Raw genomic sequence first — 26595 nt, forward strand, 5'->3', positions numbered from 1 at the left:
ACGAATCCGGGCGATGCGGGTCAGGAGGGGCGTCGTACGAGTTCCACGCCGAGCAGCTCCACCCTGGGGGACCCGTCCGCGTCGATGAGCGCCGCGTCGCAGCGTGCTCCCGTGTCGTGCACCTTCCTGGCCCGCACCACGCACCGCACGGTGTCCTGGACGGGACCGCGCCGGTGCACCCGGCACTCCGCGACCGCCATCGGCAGCGTGGCGTCACCGAGCGCGTTGTCCGCCCACAGCAGCGCGAGTTGCAGAGCACCGTCCATGGCTGCCGCGTCGAGCTGCCAGTGGCCGTCGCCCCAGCCGAGCCCGGTCAGGCCGGTCACCGTCGCCTCGGCTCCGTCCGCGCCGACTCCGTGGACGGAACGGAGGGCGTGGAAGCGCGGGCCGTGGAACAGCACCCGGCCGTCGTAGATGCCGGTGCTCAGCGGGGCGGTGAGGCCCTCGGGGGTGTCCCAGTGCTCCGGTCGCGGCGGGCTCGCCTCGAAGTCCATCTGGACCCGGAAGTGCGGAGTACCCTCCTGCCCCGCGAGTTCGGCCTCCACCGCCGAGGGGGAACCGGTCGCCGCCCGGCGGCCGTTCAGGGTGAGCCGGTGACCCGCGCCCTCCAGGTCCGGCAAGGTGACCTTGCTGAAGACGCGGAGGTCCCGGAGCACCAGGTGACCGGCGTCCGGGCGCCAGACCGCGGCGGCCGCGGCGAACCGGTCCAGGGCCACCGCCACCGGCAGGACGGGGACGTCGGCGACCGCGTGGTCGGCGAGGTAGGGATGGCTGTGCGCGCTGACGCGCACCTGCGCGGCGACCGGGTCGGTGCCGGCTGCCGGGGTGACCGGACCGCCCCCTGCCGCGATGACCACCCTGGTGCCGGCGCCCGGAGCACCCAGTTCGGTGGTGAAGGCAGCGGCGCCTCGCGCGACGGGGATGAGCGGCACACCGGACCGGCCGAAGTGCGCGGCCAACGCGGAGGTGACCATTCCTCCCTGCCACGGTCCCCAGGCGATGGAGCGCACCAGGCAGTCGCGCCGCCGGGCGCTTTCGGCGCAGGCCACCTGGTCGAGGACCTCGTTGGCCATGGCGTAGTCGCTCTGCCCGGCGTTGCCGAAGACGGCGGCGACCGAGGAGAACAGGACGATCGTGTCGAGCGGATCGTCTTCGGTGGCCGCGAGCAGCGCGCGCAGGCCGCCCACCTTGGTGGCCAGGACCTGGTCGAACTGGCCGTCGGTCTTCTCGGCGATCAGCTTGTCCGCCAGCACCCCGGCGCCGTGCACGATCGCGGTGACCGGCCCCCAGTCGCGGCGTACCTCCCGCAGCACGCCCTGCACCGCTCCGCCGTCCCGGACGTCCACCGGCACGTACCGGACCTGGGAGCCGGCGCTCTCGAGGGCCGCAAGGGTGGCCCGGACCTCGCGGGCCGCCAGGATCCTTCGGGCCTCCGCACCGATCGCGGCCGGAGCGGACGCGTCGGAGCGTTCGGCGAGGGCCCGGGTGAGTGCGGCTTCGTCGGTCGCCGCCGCCAGCCCCGGCGGTTCCTCGGCTGGTTCGGTGCGGCCGAGCAGCACGATGCGGGGCCGGTGCGCCCTGGCGAGGTCCAGCAGTGCCGCCGCTGTCACTCCACGGGCTCCCCCGGTGGCCACGACGACCGAGTCCGGCCCGATGTTCGTGGCCGGTCCCGGCTCCACCGGTGCGGGAACCGCGACGAGGGTGGTGCGGGTGCCGTCCGCGCGCAGGCCGACCTCCGCCGTCGGTCCGCCGTGCAGGAGTTCTTCCACGATCGCTGCGGCGACGGCGGTCGCGTCACGTCCTCCGCGCTCGCAGTCGATCACCTTCACCGTGGCCCTGGGCCATTCCTTGGCCGCGGTCCTGGCCAGCGCGGCGATACCTCCGAGCCAGGCCCGCTCCGGCTGACTGCCGCGGAGACCGAAGTCGCCGCCGGTGTCCTGCACGGCCACGAACACCCCGCCGCCGGTGGTGAAGTGCGCCGCCACCGACCGCGCCGCTTCGAAGGCCCCGCGCTGGAACTCCAGGGCCGCCTCGGGGGTGTCGACAGGCGCGAGGCCGCCGAGGTGCACGACCGCTCGTGCGTCCGAGGGGACGCTGGACACGACGGTGGCCCGGAAGCCGTGGTCGGTCAGCCGGGCAGCCACCGTCTCCGCGATTCCCGCACCGTCCTCGGTCACGGCGATCGGTTCGTCCCCGAGACCGGCCAGGGTCAGTCCGGGTGCGGGGATGCCGACCGTGCGCACGGCGAGCCTGGTGAGTTCCGCCGCTCCGGAGTGCTCGTGCGGGGCGGCGGGGAGCCCTTCGTTCGCCTCGGGCCTCGCGGCAGGGCCCGCGCTGTCCTCAGCGATCGTGGCGGTGGTGAAGGCTTCGACGATCTGTCGTAGCGTACGGAGCTTGAGGAGCTCTCCCACCTGCCCGTCCCTGTGGTCACCGACGCGCTCCCGCATGGCGGAGAGGATCTCGACCCTCTTGATCGAGTCCACCCCGAGGTCCGACTCGAGTTCCATGTCCACGTTGAGCATCGCGACCGGGTATCCGGTCCGCTCCGCCACCACGGAGAGCAGCGACTCCTCGAACTCGTCCGCGGACATCCTTCGGGGTGCGGTGGAAGCGGGTGGCGCCTGGACGGGCGGTGGCTGGGGAAGCACGACGGGAGCCGCTGCCGCTGAGGCCACGGTGACCACGGGTGGAGCGGCGGCCATGGTCACCACGGCGGTCCCGGGCGGAGCGGGCAGGACCGTCGGCGCGGTGGGAGAGGCGGGTGGGACGGGGACACCCGTACCCACGCTCCCCTGCACGCCCAGCATCGCGCTGAAGGTCGTCTCCGTCATCTGCAGATAGGCCATGTGACTGTCGGTCAGCATGCGCTGGCATGCCTCATGGGCCTGTGCCGTTGAGCGCTGCATGGCGTCGATCACGGCGAACCAGTCGGCGTCCGTGCCGGCTGCCGCGGGCGCGGGAGTCGCGGGGGGTACGCCGGGGGCGATGTGCGCGGGCTCGACGTGCGTCGGCTCGACGGCCGCGGGAACGGCGGCTGTCGGGGCGGGGATCTGTACGGCGGGCGGGGGTACGTCGGTCTTGCGCGGCGGGTTCGGCGCGGGAAGGGCGCCGGCTCCGCCGGCGGGCGGGTAGGCCCGCCCCTGGTTCTTGCCGTTGATCTGCACGGTCATCCTGGGCTTGTGCTCCTCGGCTGCTGCTGCGGGTGGTGCGTAGGGCGCCCACAGGTCGTCGTGGTCGAGTGGGACGCCCCGCACGGCCAGCCGGCCGAGTGCGTCCTGCAGGGAGGTGACTCCGTGACGTCCCCTGCGGTCCAGGCCGACCGCCAGGTGTTCACGGTCACCGAGGATCTGCGTGACGAGCCCCGTGAGCGTGTCACCGGCGCCGACCTCGACGAACGTCCGCACTCCCGCGGTGTACATGGCCTCGATCTGGTCGCTGAACAGCACGGGTGAGGCGAGATGACCGGCGATCCTGCCCCGGATCTCCTCGGGTGTGGACGGATACACCGCCGCGTCGGCGTTGCCGTAGACCTCGAGCCGGGGCTCACCGACCTCGATTCCGCGCAGGTACGCGAGAAGTGGTCGGCTCGCCGGGGCGACGACCGGGCTGTGGAAGGCCGTCGCGGCTTCCAGCCGCCGCGTGGTGATCCCCTCGGCGGTCAACGTCCGCTCGATGACCTCGACCGTCCCACAGGCGCCGGAGATGACGGTCTGGGCCGGGGCGTTGTGGTTGGCCAGCCACACGTCGGTGACGCCGGAGCCGGCGATGACGTCCTCGATCCGGGCGCGCCCGGCCGCCGCGGCGAGCATGGCGCCCGGCACGGCCGCCGCTTCGCGCATCAGCTCCCCGCGCCTGCGGGCCAGGTCCACCAAGGCCCCGGATTCCAGTACGCCCGCCGCGTGCAGCGCCACCAGTTCGCCGAAGCTGTGGCCTGCCACGCAGTCCGGCTCCAGACCGAGACCGCGCAGCACCTCCATCAGCGCGAGGCTGTGCACCGCAAGAGCGGGCTGCGCCCACTCCGTCTCGGTCAGGAGGGCTTGCTGAGCGGCCCGTTCCCCGTCACCGAAGGCAGGCGGCGGGAACACCACGCGGTGCAGCTGGCGACGGCCGAACTCCCTGGTCCCGAGCCGGTCCCACACCGCCTGGGCGGCCGGGGACAGCATGGCCACGTCCGCGCCCATGCCGACGTACTGAGCCCCTTGTCCCGGGAAGAGGAACCCGATCCGGCCGACGGAGGCCGCACCGGTGGCGTAGTGGACACCGGTCGGTGAGGAGAAGTCCGCGTCGGGTTGCCTGCCGATCAGTGCGTAGGCCTGATCGAGCTTGCCGGACAGGTCGTCGCCGTGTGCGGCGACGATCGCGAGACGTACGGGATCACTCACGCGGAAGTCCCGCTGGCTCTCCCGTGCGAACTCGGACAGCGGCCGGTCGCTGTCCGGCCTCCGCTCCAGGAGGACGGCCGGCGACGGGGCGCTGAGGAGCACCAGTTCGGTGGGGGCGGTCCTGGTCCGCCGCGCCGCACGCGCACCGGAACCGGTGGAAGGTGTGTACTCCTCCAGGGTGACGTGGAAGTTGCTGCCGCCGAAGCCGAAGCTGGACACGGCGGCCCGACGCGGTCGGTCCGGGGAACGCACCCATGGACGTGCTCGGGTGTTCAGGTAGAACGGGCTGTCGTCGATCCGCATCGCGGGGTCGGGGCGGTCCACCTTGATCATCGGCGGTAGGGCCTGGTGGCTCAGGGCGAGGACACTTTTGAGGAGGCCGACGGCGCCTGCGGAGCACTTGGTGTGCCCGACCTGCGACTTGACCGAGCCGAGGGCGCACCACTGCCCGTCCTCGCGGCCGGACTCCTCGTAGACCTGGCGCAGCGCGGCGAACTCCGCGGCGTCCCCCGCACCGGTCCCGGTGCCGTGCGCCTCCACCAGCTCGACGGTCTCCGGGCCGTAGCCGGCGTCCTCGTAGGTACGTCGCAGCGCGCGGGCCTGTCCCTCGGGCAGTGGCGCGTAGATCGCGCCACTCCTGCCGTCCGACGAGGTGCCGATCCCGCGGACGACGGCGTACACCCGGTCGCCGACGCGTTCCGCGTCCGCCAGTCGCTTCAACGCGTACATGGCGATGCCCTCGCCGAGCATCGTCCCGTCGGCGGCCTCCGAGAACGGGCGGCAGTCACCGCTGGGTGAGAGGGCGGGCGTCTTGGAGAAGCACAGAAACGTGCCGGCGTCGTTGGAGGCGTCGACGCCTCCGCTGATCACCAGGTCGGCCCGCCCGAGGGAGAGTTCACTCACCGCCGTGGACAGTGCGGCGAAGGAGCTGGCGCACGCCGCGTCGGTGATGTGGTTGGTGCCGTGCAGATCGAACCTGTTCGCGATCCGGCCCGCGATGACGTTGCCGAGCATCCCCGGAAAGGTCGATTCCTGCCAAGGCGCGTAGTGGTCGGTGATGCTGTCGCAGACGGCCTGCGCCTCGTCCTCGGGAATGCCGTTCTCCCGGAGGGCCTTCAGCCAGACCGGGCGTTGGATGCGCGCGGTCATGTGCGTCAGCAGCTCCGTGGCACCTGCCCCGAGGATCACGGAGACACGGTCGCGGTCCGTCCCCCGGAGCCCGCCGATGTCGGCGATGACCTGCTCGGCGACGGTGAGGGCGAGCAACTGCACGGTGTCCGTCGCGCCGAGGGTGTTCGGCGGGATGCCGAAGGCCATCGGGTCGAACCCGACATCGGACAGGAAGGCCCCCCGCCGGGCGTAGGTCTTGTCCTGCGCTGCGGGGTCGGGGTCGTAGTAGTCCTCGACGAGCCAGCGTGCGGCGGGTACGTCGGTGATCAGGTCACGGCCGGTCACGACCGTTCTCCAGAATCCGTCGGCACCGTGTTCGCCGGGCATGAGAGCGCCGATGCCGACCACGGCGATCGGTACCTGTCGGGGACGAGAGGCGGTCATGCTCTGCACTTCCTTGCTGGTCGGTGGGGTGCCGGGAGCGCGGTCAGGCGAGGCGGCACGGGGTGAAGACGGACGCCGAGGACGGCAACGGCACGCCGAACGTGCGGAGCTGGTGGGCGCGGGTGGACACGGCGGCGCCCTCGAGCAGGTTGAGCGCGATCTGCACCACGGAGCGGTCGGCCGGGGATGCCAGGAAGCTGCCTGCGGTCCACCGGTTGAACGCGCCCATCGCCGGACCGCACCAGATCTGGTAGTCGCTGCGCCGGGTGGTGTCCCCGGTGATCGCCCACCGGCTGGAGTTCCCCAGGTACCAGCGGAAGACCAGTGCCATGCGGTGCCGGGGGTCCTTCTCCGCGCGGTCCGTCTCAGCAGGGTCGCGATGCTGCCAGAAACGCCGGGTCCGCTCCCACACCTCGTCGAGAGACGCTCTGAACACGTCCCGTTCGAGCGTGGCGCGCAGCGGCGGCGGAAGGTCCTCCAGGGAGGGGTGGGTCCGGTAGGCCTCGTGGAGACGGCCCGCGCGCTGGGCGAACAGGGTCCCCCTGCGCAGGACCTGGAGCTTGACGCCCTGCTCGAACATGTCGGCGGCCGGGGCCATGGTCACGTCGGCGATGTCGGCATCGGCCAGCATCGCCTTCGCGTCGTCGGAGATCCCCGCTTCCACGGCGACCTGGTTCACCGACCCCGTGAGCACGTAGGCCGCGCCGAGTGCGAACGCGGCGGCGATCCCGTCCGGAGTGCCCAGCCCGCCGGCGGCGCCGACCCTGACGGCCCGCGTGTGCCCGCAGCGCCGGGCGATCTCGTCCCGAAGGGCCAGGATGCGCGGCAGGAGGACGCCGAGGGGCCGGTTGTCGGTGTGGCCACCGCTGTCGGACTCCACCGTGAGGTCTTCGGCCACGGGTACCAGCGCGGCCAGCTCGGCTTCCTCCGCGGTGAGCTCTCCGCGCTCGACCAGGTCACGCAGCAGGTCGGGCGGCGCCGGGGAGAGGAAGCGTGTCGCGACCTCCGGTCGTGACACCTTGGCGAAGACCCGGGTACGCCGCACGATCTGCCCGTCCGGTCCCCGGCGCAGCCCCGAGGCCGAGCACAGCACGACGGCGGGTGTGAGTTCCATGTACGCCGACGCCGAGACACAGGGGACGGAGTGGCGCAGCAGCATCTGGGCGACCCGGTACTCGAGATCGGGTTCACTCGGCGAATGGATCAGGTTCACCCCCCAGTTCGACATGCCGGCCAGCTCGGTGGCCAGCTCCCGCACCGCTCGCTCCACCTCGGCGTAGCCGAGGCCACCGGCGCCGAAGAATCCCAGCATCTCGGCCCGGGCCATCGCCACGACCATGCGCGTGGTGGCGATGCCGTTCGCCATCTCCCCGGCCACATAGGGGAAACGGACGCCGTGGGCCTCGCAGAAGGTCCGCCCTCCCAGCCACTCCGGATACAGCGGTGGCAGTGTGCCGACGAGGTCGCCCGCGGGCCGGGGCCCCATCACGAGGCCCAGCTCCCGGCCGGTGGGGCCGGTGACGATGTGCGCGTGCTTCCGGATCTGCCGGACGCAGGAGGCGATCTGCTCCGGCGCGAAGACCGGCGGGGCGCTGACGGCCTCGCCGTCAGGACATGTCAGTACGGACAAGGGCTGGTTTCCCCTCGGGAAGTGGCCGGACAGCGTGTGGTGGGGTGGCCCGCCCCCGCGCGGGGGGACGGTGGGAGTCAGGGTGCTTCCGCGGGCGCCGTGGTCAGCCGTGGACCGATTCCGGCGGTCAGGTAGTCGAGATCGACCCGGATCCCGGACGCGAGTGGGCCCAGCAGGTTCCGCACGCGGGTGTCGTCGAAGCGACGGCGATGGCTGAGGTACGGCGTGAAGCCGGGATAGAGATCCGCGGTCGCCTCCAGTGAACCCGGGTCGTCGGGCTTCTTCGCGACGAGCCGCACCTTCACCGGGGCGATCCGCTCCAGCAGCGCGGTGAGGACCGTGTTCGCGACGTCGTGGTCGTGGACGACGTGGTAGACATCGACCCGTCCCGAGGGCGGGTGGCTCGCCAGCCGGACCATGACGGAGGCCGCGTGTTCCACGGGCAGCAGGTTCAGATGCCCCTGGGGGTGGCCCGCCATCCGTACCACCGGGCGGTGTGCCTCGGGAATCCCTCCCAGGGCCAAGCCGCTGTCACGTATCGAGGCCCGCACGATCCGTGCGAGGAACTGCAGGGGGTGCGGCGGGAGTTCAGGGTGCGGTGGCAGGTCCGTGACCAGGACGCTCGGCCGCATGATCACGACCGGCCGCCCGTGGCTCCGCGCCCAGTCGTGCACCAGGACTTCGGCCTCGTACTTGGACTGCTCGTAGCTGTTCTCGAATCCGTGCCGGTTGTCCAGCTCGTCCTCGTACACGACGCCTTCGCGGCGCGCCCCGCCCACGAAGGCGGTGCCGATGTGGTGGACCAGCGGCCGGCGGCTGCCTGCGGCTGCCAGCTCCAGTACGTTCCGGGTTCCTTCGACGTTGATCCGGCGCAGATGTGCGAGGTCGTCGTCCAGGTTGATGTTGCCCGCGCTGTGCCAGATCACGTCCAGCTCGTCCGCCAGGTGCCGGAACCTGTCGGGGGGCAGGCCCAGTCCGGGCCGGGCCAGGTCGATCTCCACGACGCGCAGCCGGCGGGGCAGATCCGATATAAGCCCGGCGGGCGCATCGGACAGTTCCATGAACCGCGTGATCCGCCCGAGCGCGCCGCCCGACCCGGCGTGCGCGAGGACTGTCAACGAGTCGTGGTGTTGCAGCAGTTGCCGGACAAGACGCAGTCCTAGGAACCCGGTGGCCCCGGTAAGAGCGACTCGCACTTTTCAGCACCCCCCAAGTGCAGAGAACGGAGATGCGGTCGCCTCGCCGGGGAACCGCGGAACCGGTGGAGTCGCCCGTGAACCGCCCCGGTCGGCCTACCGCAGTGGACAACCCCCGGTCCGTGTCCTGGGAAACGGCATGGCCGAAGCGTTGACGTAATTTCACCCGTTCGGCCCAACGTTCCGGCTGCGGGGAGGCTGATGTCGAGCACCGACGGCAGGGCAGGCTCGGCGACGGCGGTGCCTGAGGGTGTCGGCGCCGGCGCGCGGATACCCGGCGGCACCCCGCCGCGGGCCTCTCGTACAGCCGACGGTGGCTCAGATCCCGCCGAGAGGTGTCCGCCGGCGGATTCTCCCCAGAGCACGGTCCGGCCGGTGTCCACGCCGAGGTCGTCGGCGCGAGTGGTGAGCCAGCCGAGTGCGGTGGCCAGGTCGTCGGCCTGGGCGGGGTGGGAGGCTTCGCCACTGAGGCGGTACTCGGGGCAGGCGACGGCGAAGCCGGCCTGGGCGAGCCTGGCGAAGGGGCCCGGCTGCCAGTGGCGCAAGCGCGGGCCGAGGTCGTCGCGCGGCCCGGTGCGCCAGCCCCCGCCGTGGACGATGACGACGAGCGGCACGGGTCCGGGGGCGTTCTCAGGAAGCCGTAGATCGACGGTCAGGGGGCGGGAGCCGTCGGGTACGGCGTAGACCGCTGCTCGCAGGAGCCGGGCCCCGTCGGCGGGGCGGGCCCGGATGAGGCAAGGGCAGTGCGGCCCCTCACGTCCGGGGGCGCGTCATCGCTTCCCGGCCTGGGTCCGGGGCAGTCTCGTGGCCCCGGCAGCGGCCAGCAGGCAGAAGCCGAGCACCCACCAGAAGGTGTCGGCGAACGCCCAGGCCACGTCCTGGCCACGGGCGGACAGCCGGCTCTCCAGGACCACGGCGAGGGCTGCCGTGCCCACCGAACCGCCCACCGTGTTGAGCAGGTTGAGCGCGCCCGACGCGCGGGGCAGCTGCTCGGGCTCGATGCGGCTGTAGACGATGTTCATCACGGGCGCGCCGACCATCGCCATCCCGAGGCCGCGGACCGCGAGTGCCACGGCGATCGCGGCGTCCGGGACGTCGTGGCCGAGCTGGGTGAACGGAACCGTACCCGCCAGGATCAGCACGATGCCGGTCACCACCAGGGTCCGCGGCGCGACCTTGTCGATGGTGCGGTTGACCAGGACCGACCCGGCGGCCGCGCCCAGCCCCTGGGGGGCGAGCAGGAGCCCGGCCTCCCACGGCGACAGCCCCCGGCTCGTCTGGAAGTAGAGCGGCAGCAGGAACGTCGTGCCGAACACCGACGCGCCCAGTACCAGCAGCGCGACGGCGGCGGCGCCGAAGGGCGGCCGGGCGAACAGCCTGGGATCGACCAGCGGGGTGCGGCGGGTCCGCAGCCCGTGCACGGTGAAGCCGGCCAGCATCGCAAGCCCCACCGCCACACCGGTCACGGCCGGGAGGGTACGGCCCTGGGCCACCTCGGTCAGTCCGTACACCAGCACGGCGAGGCCGGGCGAGAGCAGCAGGGCCCCGCGCAGGTCGAACGGTGTCCGCCGCGTCGACGGCGGCACGGAGGGCACGTAGCGGCGGGCGAGCAGCACGGCGATCCCACCGATGGGCAGGTTGATCAGGAACAGCCACGGCCACGACGCCACGCCGAGGACGGAGCCGCCGACCAGGGGGCCGAACACGGGTGAGAGCAGCGGGACGACCGCGACCACGCTGATCACCCGCCCGGTGCGGCCGGGCCCCGCGACGCGGGCCAGCAGCGCCTGCCCGGTCGCGGGCAGCAGCCCGCCACCGAGGCCCTGGATCACCCGGAAGACGATCAGGCTGGTCGCGGACCAGGCCAGCGCGCACAGGACGGAGCCGAGCAGGAACACACCCACGGCGGCGAGCCAGGTCCGCCGTCCGCCGAACCGGTCGGCCAGCCAGCCGGACGCGGGCACGGCGGTCACCACGGCCAGCAGGTAGGCCGTGGTGACCCATTGGATCTCCGCGACGGACGCGTCGAACTCGTCGGTCAGGGCGTCGATGCCGACGCTGACGATGGTGCCGTCCAGCGTGGCCATGAAGGTGCCGAGCACCAGGATGAACGCGACCCGCAGCAGGTCCCGGTCCACCCTCTCGACGGGCGGTGCGACGGCCCCGGTCATCGGTCCTCCAGGAGGGCGTGCACGTCGTCGTCGAGGTGCTCGTCCAGCGTGCGGAGCAGGTCGAGCAGTTCCTCGGCGAGTCCGCCTGCGTCCGCGCCGGCCCGGTGGGCGAGCACCCCGGTCCAGCCGTCACCGTCCGGCATGACCGTCAGGGTCACCGGGTGGTGTGTGGCCTCACGGAAGCGGGTGCCGACGACCGTGAGCCCGGGGGCGGGTTCACGCAGGCGTTCCGGGTCGACGGGGTAGTTCTCGAACACCACCATGCTGTCGAACAGCCTGTGCCGTCCGGTCAGGCGTTCCAGATCGGACAGGGCGACGTGCTGGTCCTCGACCAGGGCCCGCTGCCGGGCCTGGAGGGCGGCGAGCGTCTCGGCGAGGGTGCCTTCGAGCCGCGCGCGGACGGGGACGGTGTTGGCCAGCAGTCCGATGATCTCCTCGACGCCCTCCAGCTCCGGAGGGCGGCAGGCGACCATGGCGCCGAAGCAGACGTCCGTGCGGCCCGAGCGCCGGGCGAGGAGCACCGACCAGGCGCCCTGCACCAGTGTGTTGCGGGTCAGACCGCGCCGTGCGGCGAGGTGGGTGAGGTCGGCCACCAACGCGGGGGCGAACGTGATGACCTCGGGTGCCGGCCGTTGCGGACCGGGCCGGCCGCTGCTCAGGTAGTCGCCCTCGGGCAGCCCGTCCAGCTCGGCCGCCCAGGCGGAGAGGTCGGGCTCGTGGTCGGCGCACCAGCGCAGGTAGCCGGAGAACGGCACGGGTGCGGGCAGGTCCGGTGCCCCGCCGTGGACCCGGGCCGTGTAGAGGGCGAACAGCTCGGTGAGGATGCGCGGCGCGGACCAGCCGTCGGAGAGCACGTGATGGGTGGTCAGGACCAGGTCGGTGCGCTCGGGGCCGAGCCGGATCACGGTCAGGCGGACCAGTGGTCCCCGGCCGAGGTCGAAGGACTCGGCCAGGTCGGCGGCCAGCACCTCATCGGCCGGGCCGTCGGTCACGCGGAAGTCAGGCCGGGGCGAGATGGGGATCACCGCCAGGGAGGCGGGGAACACGGCGCCGAGGTTCGGGTGGCGGTCCAGCAGGTCGCCGCCCGCCGCGCGCAGGGCGTCGATGTCGAGCGGGCCGGCGAGGGAGAACGCCGACTGCACGGTGTACGGGTCGGGGCGCTCGCTGCGCGAGTGCCGCAGCATCACCTCCTGCAACGGGGTGAGCGGCTGCACCTCGGCGACCGGGCGGCCGGGGCCGAGCTGCGCGATCTCCGGTGCGGCGGCCGTGCGCAGGAGCGCGGTCCGCAGGTGCTCGGCCAGGTCCTCGATCTCGGCGGCGGTGAACAGTGCGGAGGACCAGGTGATCCGGACGCCGAGCATGTCGTCGCGTACGAGGGCGTTGACCATGAGGCTGTGGGGCAGGGGCATCGCGTCGGAGCCGCCCGATCCGAGCGGATCGGCGTCCGGGGGTGCTTGCCACGGTGTCTCCTGGACCGGGGCGCCCGGGTAGCGGCCGAGATAGTTCCAGGCGACCTCCGGTTCCACGGGATCCAGCAGACCCGCGGCGGTGAGGACGCCGTAGCCGAGGCCGTCGCCCTGTGCGCGGAGCCGCTCCCTGACCGCCTGCACGTCGTCGTCGGCGTCGATCAGTACGGGGTGCACGGCGGTGAACCAGCCGACGGTCTGGGACAGGTCGACCTGCCGCGGGCGGCCGTGGCTCTCGAGTGCGACCAGGAGCCGCGGCGTCCGCCGCCAGGCCCGTACCGCCTGGGCGAGTGCCGTCAGCAGGACGGCGTCCGGTGTGGTTCGGTGAGCGGCGGGCAGGGTCGTGATCAGGGCGCGTGTCGCGTCGGCGTCGAGCCGGATCTCGTGGTGCGCCGCGGTGGCCACGGTGTCCCTGGCGGGGTCGAGCGGACGGGCGAGTGCCTCGGTGGCCTTCATCCGCTGCCAGTGCGGCAGTTCGGCACGCCGGTCGGCGTCGCGCAGGGAACGCGCCCAGCCGAGGAACGACTGGCCGTGCCGGACCAGCGCTCCACCGGAGTGGGCGTGTTCCACGTCGTCGAGCAGGACGCGCCAGGACACTCCGTCGACGACCAGGTGGTGGGCGACCAGGACGAGCCGGCCCGGCCGGTCCGGCCCGGCGTCCACCCACACCGCACGCAGCAGCGGACCGGTGCGCGGGTCCATCGCCTCCCGGGCCGCCGCGGTCGCGGCGTCGGCGGCGGCCCGCAGGTCGCCGTCCACCGGTACGCGGGTCAGTACGTCGGCCCCGGTCACCGCGCCGACGGCGGGGATGCGCAGCACGTCGCCGGCGAGGTGTGCCCGCAGCACGTCGTGCCGGGCGAGCAGCGCGTCGAGCACGGTCCGCCAGACCGTCTCGTCGCCCCCCGGCGGGACGCAGATCTCCACCCACTGGCAGAACCCGTCCGCGGCGGCGCCGGCGCGGCGCAGCAGGTCCCGCATGACCGGGGTCAGTGGCGCGTCGCCGACGGCGGGTGCCTCGGCGCCGTCGAGGTCGCGGGCCCGGGCGGCTGTCCCGGCGACCGTCTCCCCTTCGAAGACGTCGCGTGCGTTCAGGCCGAGCCCGTGGCGCCGGGCCCGCGACACCACTTGCAGCGACACGATGCTGTCGCCGCCGACGGCGAAGAAGTCGTCGTCGAGGCCGATGTCGTCGGTGCCCAGCACATCGCGGAACACGCCGAGCAGCACCGCCTCGGCCTCGGTGGAGGGCTCACGCCGCGCCTCCGCCGTGGTCTCGGGAGCCGGCAGTGCCGAGGCGTCGAGCTTGCCGCCGGGGCCCAGCGGCAGCCGGTCGAGCGGGACGAGCGCCGTCGGCACCATGTGGTCGGGCAGTTGCTCCGCCAGGTACGCGCGCAGTCGTACGGTGTCCAGGTCGGCGTCGTCGGTCGGGATGACGTAGCCGACGAGCCGGCCCTCCCGCATGATCACGGCGCTGGCGCGTACGTCGGGGTGGCCGGTCAGGGTGGATTCGATCTCGCCCAGTTCGACCCGGAAGCCACGGATCTTGATCTGGTGGTCGGCGCGGCCGAGGAACACCAGCTGTCCGTCGGGCCGCCACCGCACGAGGTCGCCCGTGCGGTAGAGGCGCTCCCCCGGCGGGCCGAACGGGTCGGCGACGAACGTCGCGGCGGTCAGCCCGGGACGGCCGAGGTAACCGCGAGCCAGGCTCGGCCCGCCGAGGTACAGCTCGCCGGTCACGCCGACGCCGACCGGCTGGAGCCCGCCGTCGAGCACGTAGGCGCGGACGTCGGGATCCGGGCGGCCGATGGGCAACGGCCCGGCGTCGTCCGGGTCGTACCGCCACGTCGTGGAGTTGATCGTGACCTCGGTCGGACCGTAGGCGTTGAACAGCGCCCTTCGGCCCTGGCCCCAGCGTCGGGCCAGTTCCGGGTCGAGACGTTCGGCGCCGACGACGAAGAACACGTCGGGGTCGACGGTGCGGTCGTCGGGCATCGCGGCCAGGAACGAGGGGAGCAGGTTCACCCCGGTCACCCGGTGCTCGGCGATGTAGTCGAGGAGTTCGTCGCCGGGGACGCGCACCTCCTCGGGGGCGATCACGGACGTGCCGCCGGAGAGCAGCGGCACCATGGTCTGCCAGAACGCGACGTCGAAGCTGGTCGACGCGAAGTGCAGGTAGCGGTCGTGCTCGGTGATGCCGACGACCTCCTCCTGGAGCGCGATGAGGTCGGGCACGCCGCGGTGGGTCACCCCGACGCCCTTGGGCCGCCCGGTGGTTCCGGAGGTGTAGATGACGTAGGCGAGCGCGTCCTCGGTGAGTGCGGCACGCGCTTCGGCGGGGTCGGTGTCCGGCGCCGAGGCGAGCGTGGCCGGGTCGTCCAGCCGCAGCACGGGGACGTCGCGGGCCACGGGCAGTTCGGCGCCGGTCGTCACGGCGGCGGCCGGGGCGATGTCGTCGAACATGTAGGCGAGCCGCTCGCGCGGGTAACTCGCGTCCATGGGTACGTACACGGCGCCCGCCTTGGCCACGCCGAACAGGGCCACGGTCATCTCGACGTCGCGTCCGAGCAGGACCGCGACCGGGTCCTGAGGCCGTACGCCGCGTGCGATCAACGCGTGGGCGAGCCGGTTGGCCTGCCGGTCCAGTTCGGCGTAGGTGAGGCTGCGGTCGCGGCAGACCAGGGCCTCGGCGTCGGGCTTGCGGCCCACCCAGGCGGCGAACTCCTCCAGCCAGTGGCCGCGGGCCTTCGCGGCGACGATCTCGGTGCCGGTGCGCAGCATCCGGTCCCGCTCGCCGGGGTCGAGCGCCGGCAGCCGGACGGCGGGCCGCGCCGGGTCGTCGACGATCTCCCGGAGGAGGTGGTGCAGCCAGCGGCCGTAGTCGCGCACGGTCGACGCGTCGAAGGCGCGCGGCTGGTAGCCGAGGCCGATGGTGATGTCGTCGCCGGGGATCACTATGACGGTCAGGGCGTAGTGGGTGGCGTCGGTGATGTCCACCCCCGCGAGGTCGAGCCCGGGGGCGAGCGGGGTGCGGTTCCGGCTGGAGAGCGGGAAGTTCTCCATCACCAGCATGGTGTCGAAGAGTTCGCCGATGCCTGTCGCACGCTGGATCTCCGGCAGACCGACGTGGTGGTGCTCGGCCAGCGCGACGCTCTCGGTGTGCACCTGCGCCATGAGGTCACGCGCGGTCGTGTCCCGGGTGTGCCGGACGCGTACGGGGATCGTGGTGCCGAGCTGACCGATCATCGACTCCACTCCGTCGACCTCGGCGGGCCTGCCGGAGACCGGGCAGCCGAACACGACGTCGAGGCGCCCGGTGAGCCTGCCCAGCAGCAGCCCCCACGCCGTCTGGAGCACCGTGGTGAGGGTGACGCCCTCCTCGCGTGCGAACGCGCGCAGCCGGTCGCTGAACTCGCGGCCCAGGCCGACGGTCTCCCGGCCCGGCCGCTCGATGCCGGTCCCCCCGGTGACCGCGGGTGCCAGCCGCGTCGCCTCGTCGACGCCCGCGAGGGCGTCCCGCCACGCGGCGAGCGACACCTCCCGGTCCCGGCCCGCCAGCCACCGGAAGTACTCCGACAGCGGCGGAGCGGTGGGCGCGGCGGGCCCGCCGCTCAGCTCGGCGTAGAGGGCGAGCAGGGTGCGGCCGACCAGCGGCATCGACCAGCCGTCGAGCAGGGCGTGGTGGTTGGTGATCACCAGCTTGTGCTCGGCGGGCCCGACGCGGGACAGCAGGAAGCGGATCAGCGGCGGCCGGTTCGGGTCGAAGGGGCGCTCGAGGTCGACGCGGGCGGCTTCGGGGAACCGGTCGTCCGCCCGCCAGTCCAGGGAGATGTCGGCCGGGACCACTTGCACCACCTCGTCGCCGGCCGTGCCCAGGTACACGCGCAGGGCCGGGTGGCGGCGCAGCAGCTCGCGCGCGGCCTCGGCCATGCGGTCCGGGTCCAGTTCGCCGATCAGGGTGGTCACGGCCTGGACGACGTAGACGTCGGTCTCCTCGGCGTCACGGACCAGGGTGTGGAAGGACAGTCCGACCTGCAGGGGGGTGGCGGGCAGTACGTCGGCGATGCGGCCGGTGCGTTCGAGGGCGTCGATCGCGCTCTGGTCGAGGTCGAGCAGAGGGAGGTCGGACGGGGTGAGCCCGCCGGTGGTGTGGAGCGCGTGTGTGGCCAGCGTGTCCAGGGCCTCGGCCCAGGCCGTCTGCAGGGCCGCTACGACGTCGGTTCCCAGGACTCCGGTCGCCGCCGTCCACTCGACGGCGAGCCGCGGCGCGCCCTCCTCGTGGACGAAGCAGTTGAGGGCCAGCACCTGTTCCAGTGCCTTGGCGGGGGGTTCGGTCACCGAGAAGGCGTCGTGTTCCGGCAGACGCCATCCGCTCGCGGTCAACGGGGCGAAGCGGCCGAGGTAGTTGAGCAGGACGTCCGGGGGCGGGGTCGCCGAGAGTTCGGCGGCCGCCTCCGGGTCGAGGTGGCGCAGGACGCCGTAACCGACACCGCCGTCGGGGACGCCGCGCCTGGCCTCCTTGGCGGCGCGCAGCGCACGGCCCACGTCGTCGGTGGTGGGCACGCGGACCGGGTACTCGCTGGTGAACCAGCCGACCGTACGGGCCAGGTCGAGGTGTTCGCGGCCGTGGCCCTCCATCGAGACGGTCACCTCGTCTCCGGACAGGCCCCAGTTACGCAGGGCCAGGACGAGTGCGGCCAGCAGCACCTCGTCGACTCCGGCGCGGTACGCCGCGGGCAGCGTCGTCAGCAGTGCCTCGGTGACCTCGGGCGAGGCCACGGTGACCGAGCGACGGGCGGTCGCGACCGTGTCGCGCGCCGGGTCCAGCGGCCGGGCGCCCAGCCGGGAGGCGGAGGCGAGCGCGGCCCGCCAGTGGTCGAGTTCGCCCCGTCGCGCGCCGGACGCCCCTATGCCGGCGAGCAGCAGGGCGTGCCGCCGCCAGGACGATCCGACCGGGTCGAGGGCGCCGCCCGTGCAGGCCGTGTGCAGGTCGGGCAGCAGGACACGCCAGGACACACCGTCGATGGCGAGGTGGTGCACGACGACGACCAGCCGGTCCGGCGTACCGTCGCCGGTACGGAGCAGGGCAACCCGCACCAGATCGCCGGCCCTCGGGTCGAGCTGTCCCGCCAGCCGCCCGGCCAGAGCGGTCACGTCCTCGCCGCGGACCTCGTCGACGACGGCCCGTACCGCACCGCGGGGCAGCACCTCCGTACCGTCGTCCGCCCGGAGCCGCAGGGCGTCGTGGTGGTCGAGCACGGCCTGCGTGCCGGCGACCAGGTCGTCGTGGTCCAGGGTGTCGACGCTCAGGGCGGTCCACTGCGCGTACCCGGCGACGACGTCGACGTCCGGGTGCGGGTCGAGCAGGCCTCGTACGATCGGCGGCGCGGGCACGGACCCGATCGGGTCGTCGAACGGCTCGGGCACGTCCTCCAGCAGTTCGGCGGAGGCGGCCAGTGCGGCGAAACTGCGGCGGGCGAGCAGGTCTCGCGGCCGCAGCCCGAGGCCCGCGGCCCGCAGCCTGCTGCTGACGGTGATCGCGGTGATGCTGTCCCCGCCGAGGGCGAAGAAGTCGTCGTCCACACCGACCCGTTCGACGTCGAACGCCTCGGCGAGTACGGCGCACAGCAGGCGCTCCCGCTCGGTGCGCGGCTCCCGGCCGCCGCCGGCTGCCGCGGGCGCCGGGAGGGCGGCGCGGTCGAGCTTGCCGTTGGGCGTGACCGGCAGCCCGGCCAGCACGACCACCGCCGCGGGCACCAGGTGGTCGGGCAGCCTCTCGGCGAGGTGCGCGCGCGCCTCGTCACCGGTGACCGAGGTGGACACGACGTAGCCGATCAGCCGGGACGACAGCACCCTGGCGGCCGACGCGGTGACCCCGGGGACCGCGGCGAGGGCGGCCTCGACCTCGCCGGTCTCGACCCGGTGTCCGCGGATCTTGACCTGTCCGTCGCCCCGGCCTCCGTACGCGATACCCCGGCCGGGCACCCATCGGGCCAGGTCGCCGGTGCGGTACATCCGCTCCCCCGCCGCACCGAACGGGTCGGCGACGAAGCGCTCGGCGGTGGCTCCGGGCCTGCCGAGGTACCCGCGGGCCAGGTGCGGGCCCGCCAGGTAGAGCTCGCCCGTCGTGCCGGGGGGCACCGGCTGCAGCGCGCTGTCCAGCACATAGGTCCGGGTGCCCGCGAGCGGGTGCCCGATCGCCGGCTCGCCGTCGTCGATCCGCGCGGTGGTGCTGTCCACGGTCGCTTCGGTCGGCCCGTAGATGTTGCGCGCGGTCGTCCCCGACTCGGCGACCCGCCGCCACAGGGCGGGCGGGGTGGCCTCTCCGCCGAGGACCAGCAGGGTCGGCCGCCGGTCCAGCAGGCCGCCGTCGACGAGCGGCAGAGCCATCGACGGGGTGGTGTCCACGATGTCGATGCCGTCGCGGTCGTATGCGGCGAGCAGGGCGTCGGCGTCGCGGATGGTCTCCGCGTCGTAGACGTGCAGTTCGTGCCCGCACAGCAGCCACACCAGGTGGTCGAAGGCGGAGTCGAAGGCGAACGAGTAGGTGTGCGCGGCGCGCAGGCGTCGGCCCGCGGCCTGTTCGGCCTCCGCGACGACCGTGGACCGCTGGTGGTGCAGCAGCGAGGCCAGGCCGCCCACCCGGCCGAGTACGCCCTTGGGGCGTCCGGTCGACCCGGAGGTGTGGATCACGTAGGCGAGGTGTTCGGGGTGCCGGGGCGCGGCCAGCTCGTCAGCCGTCAGCGGCGCACCGGACAGGCCCTCGGCCTCGCCGAGCAGGGTCTGCCACGGCAGCCCGTCGAGCGTGCCGTCGGTCACGACCAGCGCGGGGCGGGTGTCGTCGATCAGATCGCGCAGCCGCTCGGGCGGGTACGCGGAGTCCAGCGGCAGGAAGGCGGCGCCCGCGTCCATCACCGCCAGCAGTGCGGTCACCGAGTCGGCCGAACGTGGCAGGGCGAGGGCGACGACGTCGTCGGGCCCGATCCCGCGGGCCAGCAGCGCTCGGGCCAGCCGGTGCACCCGGCCCGCCAGGTCCGCCGCGCTCAGTCGCTCGTCTCCGCAGACGAGAGCGGTGCGCCCGGGACCGGCGGCGGCCATCGCGTCGAACGCGGAGGGCACGTCCACCGGAGTGCCGGGCAGCGCGGGCGGGCACCAGGCCGCCATCAGGCCGTCCACATCGTCCGTCATGGCGATCCGACCGACGGGCCGTCCGTCGACGAGCGCGGTCAGCAGGGTGCGCAGCCCGGCCAGCAGACTGTCGACGGCCGCCTGGTCGTGGGTTCGCGCGTCGACCTCGAAGCCGAGCAGCAGCCCACCGTCGCGGGTCGGCAGGACGCTCAGTCCCATGTCCTCGGGAGGGCCGCCCGCGACGTTACGCATCACTCCGCCGGACCCGGCGAAGTCGATCGCCAGGTCGAACGCCTTGAGGTTGATGCCGCGTCCGTGCAACAGGGCGCCTGCGCCGGGCACTCCGAGGTCCTGAGGCAGGTCCTCGCCCCTGTACCGCTGGTGGTCGCGCATCTCGCGCATGGCGCAGGACACCCGCCGGCTCAGCTCGCCGAGCCGGTCACCCGCGCGCACGGTCACCCGCAGCGGCAGCACGTTGACCGCCATGGCGGGGGTTCGCAGCTCGACGGAGCCCGCCCGGCACATCAGCGGCAGCGCGAAGACCACATCGGTGCGGGCCAGCATGCGGTGCAGGAAGGCGGCGTACCCGGCGATCAGCGCCTCGCCCCAGGTGACGCCCTCGCCGTCGGCGAACTCCCGCAGCCGGGCCGTCTCTTCGGGGGTCAGGACGGCGCGTGCGCTCAGGGTTCGGTCCGGCACACCGTCGTCGGTGCCGGGATCGTCGTGGGAGGGGAGGTCGGGGAGCGGGGTGAACCGCTCCACCCAGTACGCGCGGTCCTCGGCGAACCGGTCGCTGTCACGGTACGCCTGGTCGGCGGCGACGAGAGCGGCGAAGGCGCCGAAGGTCGACCTGGCGGGCTCCTTGCCTCGTACCAGGGCGGTGTAGCGGGCGCCGGTGCGGCGGGCGAGCATCGCGGCGGTGTAGCCGTCGAAGACCAGATGGTGGCCGAGCTGGGTGTACCAGACCTCGCGGTCGGAGAGCCGGATGACCGTCCGGGAGTAGAGCGGCCGGTCCACCATCCCCCGGCATTCCTCTCCCGCCCGGGCCCGCTCTGCGTCGACCAGCGCCTGGGCGGCGGCCACGGGATCGGGTGCTGAGCTGACGTCGAGCACCTCGGGCCGCTCGACCGGTTCCTCGCTGACCCTCTGGCGTGGCCCTTCCGGAGTGTCGTACACGCGCAGGCGCAGCGTCTCGGCCTCTTCCGTGGTGGCCCGGACCGCCTCGACCAGCGCGTCGACGTCGACCGGCTCGGTGCCGGATATCTCGATGACGTCACCGACGACGTAGTACGGCGAGTCCGGCTCCAGGCGCTGTGCGTTCCAGATACCCAACTGGGCGCGGGTCAGGGCGAGAAGGCCGTCCGAGGCCACGCTTGCGGTGCTCAACTTACTCTCCTTGCAGTGTGGGGACGACCATCGGTGTGCCTGTCACCGGGTCGGGGACGATGACGCTCGGCAGGTCGAAGACGTCCTTGATCAGCGCGGCGTCCACGACGGCCCCGGGGTCGCCCTCGGCAACCACCCGGCCGTCCCTCATGGCGACCAGATGGTCGGCGAACCGGCAGGCCTGGTTGATGTCGTGGAGGACGGCGACCACCGTGCGGCCCTCGTCGCGCAGCCGGGCCAGCAAGCTGAGCAGCTGGTACTGGTGGGTGATGTCCAGGAAGGACGTCGGTTCGTCGAGCAGCAGGTAGGGCGTCCGCTGGGCCAGCACCATGGCGATCCACACCCGCTGGCGCTGACCGCCGGACAGCTCTTGCACCGGTCTTCCGGCCAGGTCCTCGACGCCGGCGGCGACCATCGCCCCGGTGACGGCTTCCTCGTCCTGCGGCGACCACAGCGCCAGCAGTGACTGGTGCGGGAACCGTCCCCGGCTCACGAGCTGGCGGACCTTGATGTCCTCGGGGGCCAGCGGATCCTGCGGCAGGAAACCGAGTTGCTTGGCCAGTGCCTTGGGCGCGTAGTCGCCGACGGCGCGGCCGTCGAGTTCCACGTGCCCGGCCTCCGGGCGCAGCAGCCGCACCAGCGCGCGCAGCAGGGTCGATTTCCCACAGGCGTTGGGACCCACGATGGCGGTGAACGCGCCGTCGGGGACGTCGAGGCTCAGCCGTGTGGACACGACCCGGTCTCCGTAGCGCAGGGTGATCTCCCGCGCGGTCAGGCGTGCGGTCATGCGCGCCTCACCTCCTTGGTCAGCAGCCAGATCAGATAGCAACCGCCGATCGCGGTACTCACCACTCCTACGGGCAGCGCGACGGGCGCCAGCAGCATCTGGGCGAGCAGGTCGGCGCCTTGGAGCAGAACCGCCCCGGTCAGCGCGGCCGGGAGCAGTGGCACACCGGCCGCACCGGCAAGCCGGCGGCCGATCTGGGGGGCCGCAAGGGCGATGAAGGCGATCGGCCCGGCGACCGCGGTCACCGTGGCCGTGCAGCCGACGCCGACCAGCACCATGAGCAGCCGCAGCCGGTTGAGCCCGACGCCGGTGGTCGTCGCGACCGCGTCTCCGAGCGATGCCTGGTGCATGGCGTGGGCCCGCGTCGTCATCAGGATCAGCAGCACGGCGATCAGCGCGAACGGGATTCCGAGGTCTTCCCAGCCCACGCCGTTGAGCGATCCCGCGCTCCAGCCGACGGCGGCGATGGCCACCTCCAGCTCGGCGCGCAGCACGATCCACGAGTTGATCGCGGTCACCATCGCGTTCATCGCGATGCCGATCACCACCAACCGCAGTCCTGAGAAGCCCTTCTGGAACGCCAGAAGATAGATCGCGGCCGCGACGAGCAGCCCTCCGAGCACGGAGCCGGTGGCCAGTTGGGCGGACGTGCCGGACAGCACGGTGATGGCGACCAGAGCACCGGTGTAGGCGCCCGCGTCGAGCCCGATGACGTCCGGGCTGCCCATCGGGTTGCGGGTGAGGTTCTGGAAGATCGCCCCCGCGACTCCCAGCGCGGCGCCGAAGACGAGTCCGGCCAGCACCCGCGGCAACCGCCAGTCCGAGATCACCACGGAGTGGTCCGCGCCGGTCAGTACGGCGAACACCTCGCCGGGGGAGGCCCAGGACGCCCCGTAACAGAGTCCGACCAGGCCCAGACACGACATCAGGGCGGCCATGACCGCGACCAGTACCGTCGTGCGGCGTTCGACCTTCGGTTTGTATGTGTTCACAGTGATCCCGCCCCGTAACGGCGAACCGCCCAGATCAGCATGGGGCCGCCGAGGAACGCGGTCACGATGCCGACCGGCACCTCGCCAGTGGGCAGCAGCACCCGCGACCCGATGTCGGCGACCAGCAGCAGGACGGGCCCCAGCACCATCGTGTAGAGGATCAGCCAGGGCACCGAACCCGCCGCGGGCTTGCGGACCAGGTGCGGCACGATCAGGCCGACGAACAGGATCGGCCCGGCCACCGCCGTCGCCGCCCCGCAGAGCACGGTGATCAGCACCAGCGCGGCGCCCCGCACCCGGCCGACTCCCGCGCCCAGGGTGTGCGCCACGTTCTCGCCCAGCGCGAGGGCGTTGAGCGCCCTGCTCAGCAGCAGCGCCCCGCACAGGGAGACCACGATCGCGGCCAGTGGCAGTGCCAGCGGCGCCTGTTCGCGGGCCGCCAGCGATCCGACCGACCAGAAGCGGTACATGTCGAAGACGTCCGGGAGCATCAGCCGCAGGCCGAGGGCGACACCACTCAGCACCGCGGTCAGTGCCACGCCGGTGAGCACCAGGCGCAGCGGGGAGCGGCGCCCCACGGAGGCGACCAGCACCGCCGTGACCACCGCGCCGAGGATCGCGAAGCCGAGTTGTCCCCCCTGCCCGGCGGCCAGTCCGAGCGCCGACCCCACGGTGATGGCGAACCCGGCACCCGCGGTGACGCCGAGGATGCCGGGCTCCGCGAGCGGGTTGCGGGCCAGCGTCTGGATCAGCGCGCCCGACACCGCGAGCGCGGCACCCACCGCGACGGCCAGCAGCGCCCTCGGGCCCCGTACGTCACGCACGATCACGTGCGCGTCGGTGCCCTGGTAGTTCAGCAACGCGCGCACGACCTCGCCCGGTGGAACCGGGTGTGCGCCGATTCCCATGCTGAGCACGGCGACCGCCGCCAGCAGTACGAGTCCGCCCACGAGCAGGCCGATCTGCGGCAGGGCGGTGCGCTCGGCTCCGGACGGCCCGGACGCGCGACCCGCGACGGTCACGGCTTCAGCAGCGGAGCGAGCGACGTGTCGATCGCGTCCAGAGTGTTCATGGCCGACCCGTAGGTCGCGGCCTCGGTGTAGCGGATCGGGAAGGTCTTGCCGGCCTTGACGGCGGGCAGGTTCTTCCACAGCTTCGAGTCGAGGACGTACTGGACCGCTTCGGAGACGCTGCCGTCGGCGTTGACGGAGTATGTCAGGGCGTCGGCCTCGCCGAACGCGTCCGGGAGTTCCTCGATGGACGGGTACTCGCTGACCGCGCTCGACCCGGGGCCGGGCTTCTTGACCTTGCCGTAGTACTTCGCGCCGATGTCCTCGGTGATGTTGGTCCCCCACGAGCCACCGAACTCCCGGTGGAAGTTGCCCTTGGCGACCTCGCCGTACGCACCGACGTGTCCCAGTCGGAGCTGGGGCAGCACGTCCGCGTACTTCGTCTTCAGCTCGGCGGCCTTCGCCTCGTACGCCTTCTGACCGGCGTCGAACTTCTCGAGGGCGCCGGCCGCGTCGGCCTGCTTGCGGGACAGGTCGCGCCACGCGGACGGCAGGCTCGGGCCGATCGCCACGACGGGGGCGATGGACTCCAGCCGCTTGACGTCGATGTCGCCGAGCACGGGTGCGGGCACACCGATGACGATCAGGTCGGGCTCGGCCTCGGCGATGGCTTCGTAGTTGGTCTCGGCGGCCTGCTCACCCGCCACCTTGGTGAGCTTCTTGTACTCGGCCAGGTCCTCCTTGCTCATCATCGGCTCGCCGCGCTTCCACGACGAGATCCCGACCAGCGGGGCATCGGCCTCGATCAGGGCGGGCACGGCGTAGCCGGTGGCCACCACACGCTGTGGGTCGGCGGGGATGGTGATCTTGCCGTTGTCGGCGGCGAAGCCCCGGGTCCTGCTCTTGTCCGAGGCCGCCGACCCCTCACCGTCCGACGACGATCCGCACCCGGCCAGGACCAGAGCCAGCGAGACGGCGCCGACGAGGCCGGACGTTCTGCGTATGGACATGCAACGCTCCCTGTGATTTAGGTAAGGCTAACCTTATTTGATGATCTCACGCCAGGACCCCCGCTTCGACGCCGGGCTCGCTCCCCGCCCGGGCCGCCGGTCGGTCAGTGGCCGTCCTCGTCGAAGTCGGAGACACCGCGCTTCCAGTAACCGGTGATGTCGTGGTCGGCCTTCTCCAGCCCCAACTCGTCCCGGACCCAGCGGCGGAGCGGCTTGATCTGTCCCGCTTCACCCGCGACCCATACGTACACCCGCTCCCCTTCAGGCACCGTCACCTCGGTCACGGCCCGCGCCAGGGCGTCACCGGATCCCGCAGGAAGGTCGGCGCTGTGCAGCCAGCACACCTCGACACCCTCGGGCGCGGACAGCGCGATCTCCTGCGTGGGGTCGGTGACTTCGATGAAGGCCCAGCCCTTGGCGCTTCTGGGCAGCTCCTCCAGCCAGCGTGCGATCGCCGGCAGGGCCGTCAGGTCACCGGCGAGCAGGTAACGGTCGTAGGAGTGCGGGACGATCAGCCCGCCGGGCGGCCCGGCGAGGTGCATGACGGCGCCCGGCCTGGCCTCACGCGCCCAGTCCGACGCGAGGCCGCCGTCGTGCAGGGCGACGTCGATGTCGATCTCACCGGCGACCGGGTCATAACGGCGCACCGTGTACTGGCGGGAGCGGAGCGCCGAGCCCGCCCAGCGCAGCATCGTCCCGTTCTGTTCCGGCAGCCGCAGCGTGCCGTCCGCCTCCGGGAAGAGCAGTTTCACGTGTTCGTCCGGCGAGTGGGCCTCGAACCCCTCGGTGCCCTTCCCGCCCAGGGTCACCCGCAGCAGACCGGCCCCGACCATGACGGTACGTACGACCTCGGTCTCCCGGATGCCGATGGGATAGCCCACCTTCTCGGCCCGCAGGCCCGCCCGGACCTCTGCGATCCGGTCCAGGTGCCGGTCCCGGTGATCGACCCGGCTCATGCGGCCCCTCCCGTCAGCAGCTGCGTCCAGTGGGCCAGTTCGGGCTGCTCGGCCAGATCGGCGAACTCCAGCGTGTCCGCCCCGGCGGCACGCCAGCGCTCGACCAGAACCATGGTCCGCACCGAGTCCAGACCGAGGTCGGTCAGGTTCTCCTCGGGTTCGATCTCGGCAGGTTCGCATCCGATCAGTTCCGCGACGTCGGCGCGGACACGTTCGGGCGACAAGGTCTGGTTCATGGAAAGACTCCTGAGGGGCGGTTGCCGGCAGCGCGGTCGGCGCACCGACGGTGAAGGTGACGGTCACGACGCCACAGCACAGGAGAGGCTAACCTAACCTAAGACCTGATGGAGCCGGGCGCCAGAAAGTGGATCACCGCAGGACCGTTCACCCCCGATATGACGCCGCTCGGCCTGACGCGCCGACACTTCTTCCCCCTGCGAAGGTCTCAGCGGGTTCCGCGCCGTCGGACGACGTGGTCCTCCGCGTCGCCCTGGGCGCCGGCCGTCGCACCGGAGAGGGCCCGGGATCGCCCCCGGGAGGCAGGGCTCGGTGTGGTGCAGGCAGCGCCGTCGTCACCCCGGCGTCCCCGGCCGCGGGGGCACTCCGCTCGCCGGTCAGGGGAGACGGCGCGGCGGCGGTGGCCGACCCGACTGGGCGTCGGCCTCGGCCGCGCACGCCCGTCGGTCTCCTCGGTGCGGTGCGGGTCACGGTTTCGCCGGCAAGGAGGGCGCGCACACGCACCCCCACCGGCGCGGTCACGGCCGGTGGGGGTGCGACGGCAGCGGACGTCGGCCGTCACCTGATGGGCGCGAAGTCGCGTGCTCCGATGAAGTCGGGCCGGCGGATCGGGGCCGCGAAGGGCTCCTGGGCCGTGTTCTCCACGCTGTTGAAGACGATGAAGACGTTGCTGCGCGCGTACGGGGTGATGTTGTC

At 72.8% G+C, this 26595-nt stretch carries 12 protein-coding genes and 1 pseudogene; all 13 read right to left on the minus strand.

The genetic code is table 11. The features are described 5' to 3' along the window. Positions 1-20: 20 nt before the first annotated feature. Positions 21-5936: an SDR family NAD(P)-dependent oxidoreductase gene (locus ACFYSH_RS31525; RefSeq protein WP_359471658.1), complete on the minus strand. Its 5916-nt coding sequence runs from the start codon at positions 5934-5936 to the stop codon at positions 21-23. A gap of 43 nt (positions 5937-5979) precedes the next feature. After that, complete coding sequence (locus ACFYSH_RS31530; protein ID WP_359471660.1) at positions 5980-7566, minus strand: PfaD family polyunsaturated fatty acid/polyketide biosynthesis protein; 1587 nt, start codon at positions 7564-7566, stop codon at positions 5980-5982. 77 nt (positions 7567-7643) lie between these two features. After that, entirely contained in the window at positions 7644-8762 is a 1119-nt protein-coding gene (locus tag ACFYSH_RS31535) for an SDR family oxidoreductase (protein WP_359471662.1), read from the minus strand. Beyond that, a complete protein-coding gene (locus ACFYSH_RS31540) occupies positions 8726-9493 on the minus strand; it encodes an alpha/beta hydrolase (protein ID WP_359471690.1) in 768 nt (255 codons plus the stop codon). Before ACFYSH_RS31540 ends, ACFYSH_RS31535 begins: the two co-directional genes overlap by 37 nt. A gap of 39 nt (positions 9494-9532) precedes the next feature. Then, entirely contained in the window at positions 9533-10933 is a 1401-nt protein-coding gene (locus tag ACFYSH_RS31545; protein WP_359471664.1) for a DHA2 family efflux MFS transporter permease subunit, read from the minus strand. Continuing rightward, on the minus strand, positions 10930-20907 hold the full coding sequence (locus ACFYSH_RS31550) for an amino acid adenylation domain-containing protein (protein ID WP_388756984.1): 9978 nt from the start codon (positions 20905-20907) through the stop codon (positions 10930-10932). The genes ACFYSH_RS31545 and ACFYSH_RS31550 overlap by 4 nt, the downstream gene beginning before the upstream one ends. Position 20908: 1 nt before the next feature. Further along, a complete protein-coding gene (locus tag ACFYSH_RS31555) occupies positions 20909-21694 on the minus strand; it encodes an ABC transporter ATP-binding protein (RefSeq protein WP_359471668.1) in 786 nt (261 codons plus the stop codon). Next, complete coding sequence (locus ACFYSH_RS31560; RefSeq protein WP_359471692.1) at positions 21691-22632, minus strand: iron chelate uptake ABC transporter family permease subunit; 942 nt, start codon at positions 22630-22632, stop codon at positions 21691-21693. The genes ACFYSH_RS31555 and ACFYSH_RS31560 overlap by 4 nt, the downstream gene beginning before the upstream one ends. Positions 22633-22682: 50 nt before the next feature. Then, positions 22683-23708 (minus strand): iron chelate uptake ABC transporter family permease subunit, encoded by a 1026-nt coding sequence (locus tag ACFYSH_RS31565; protein WP_359471670.1) that lies wholly within the window; start codon positions 23706-23708, stop codon positions 22683-22685. After that, the gene (locus ACFYSH_RS31570; protein WP_359471672.1) at positions 23705-24706 is read right to left on the minus strand and encodes an ABC transporter substrate-binding protein; all 1002 of its coding nucleotides are present in this window, start codon (positions 24704-24706) and stop codon (positions 23705-23707) included. Before ACFYSH_RS31570 ends, ACFYSH_RS31565 begins: the two co-directional genes overlap by 4 nt. 104 nt (positions 24707-24810) lie before the next feature. Beyond that, positions 24811-25662: a siderophore-interacting protein gene (locus ACFYSH_RS31575; RefSeq protein ID WP_359471674.1), complete on the minus strand. Its 852-nt coding sequence runs from the start codon at positions 25660-25662 to the stop codon at positions 24811-24813. Beyond that, the gene (locus ACFYSH_RS31580; RefSeq protein WP_359471676.1) at positions 25659-25898 is read right to left on the minus strand and encodes a phosphopantetheine-binding protein; all 240 of its coding nucleotides are present in this window, start codon (positions 25896-25898) and stop codon (positions 25659-25661) included. Before ACFYSH_RS31580 ends, ACFYSH_RS31575 begins: the two co-directional genes overlap by 4 nt. 559 nt (positions 25899-26457) lie before the next feature. Then, positions 26458-26595, minus strand: a pseudogene (locus ACFYSH_RS31585) (ectoine hydroxylase); the annotation flags it as partial.

This window comes from Streptomyces sp. NPDC005791 (assembly GCF_042871485.1).
In the GTDB taxonomy this organism is placed as follows: Bacteria; Actinomycetota; Actinomycetes; order Streptomycetales; family Streptomycetaceae; genus Streptomyces.

Coding starts and splice junctions, on each gene's coding strand:
- ACFYSH_RS31555 (WP_359471668.1), bottom strand. CDS start 21,694: ATGACCGCACGCCTGACCGCGCGGGAGATCACCCTGCGCTACGGAGAC.
- ACFYSH_RS31570 (WP_359471672.1), bottom strand. CDS start 24,706: ATGTCCATACGCAGAACGTCCGGCCTCGTCGGCGCCGTCTCGCTGGCT.
- ACFYSH_RS31575 (WP_359471674.1), bottom strand. CDS start 25,662: ATGAGCCGGGTCGATCACCGGGACCGGCACCTGGACCGGATCGCAGAG.
- ACFYSH_RS31560 (WP_359471692.1), bottom strand. CDS start 22,632: ATGGCCGCCCTGATGTCGTGTCTGGGCCTGGTCGGACTCTGTTACGGG.
- ACFYSH_RS31545 (WP_359471664.1), bottom strand. CDS start 10,933: ATGACCGGGGCCGTCGCACCGCCCGTCGAGAGGGTGGACCGGGACCTG.
- ACFYSH_RS31525 (WP_359471658.1), bottom strand. CDS start 5,936: ATGACCGCCTCTCGTCCCCGACAGGTACCGATCGCCGTGGTCGGCATC.
- ACFYSH_RS31580 (WP_359471676.1), bottom strand. CDS start 25,898: ATGAACCAGACCTTGTCGCCCGAACGTGTCCGCGCCGACGTCGCGGAA.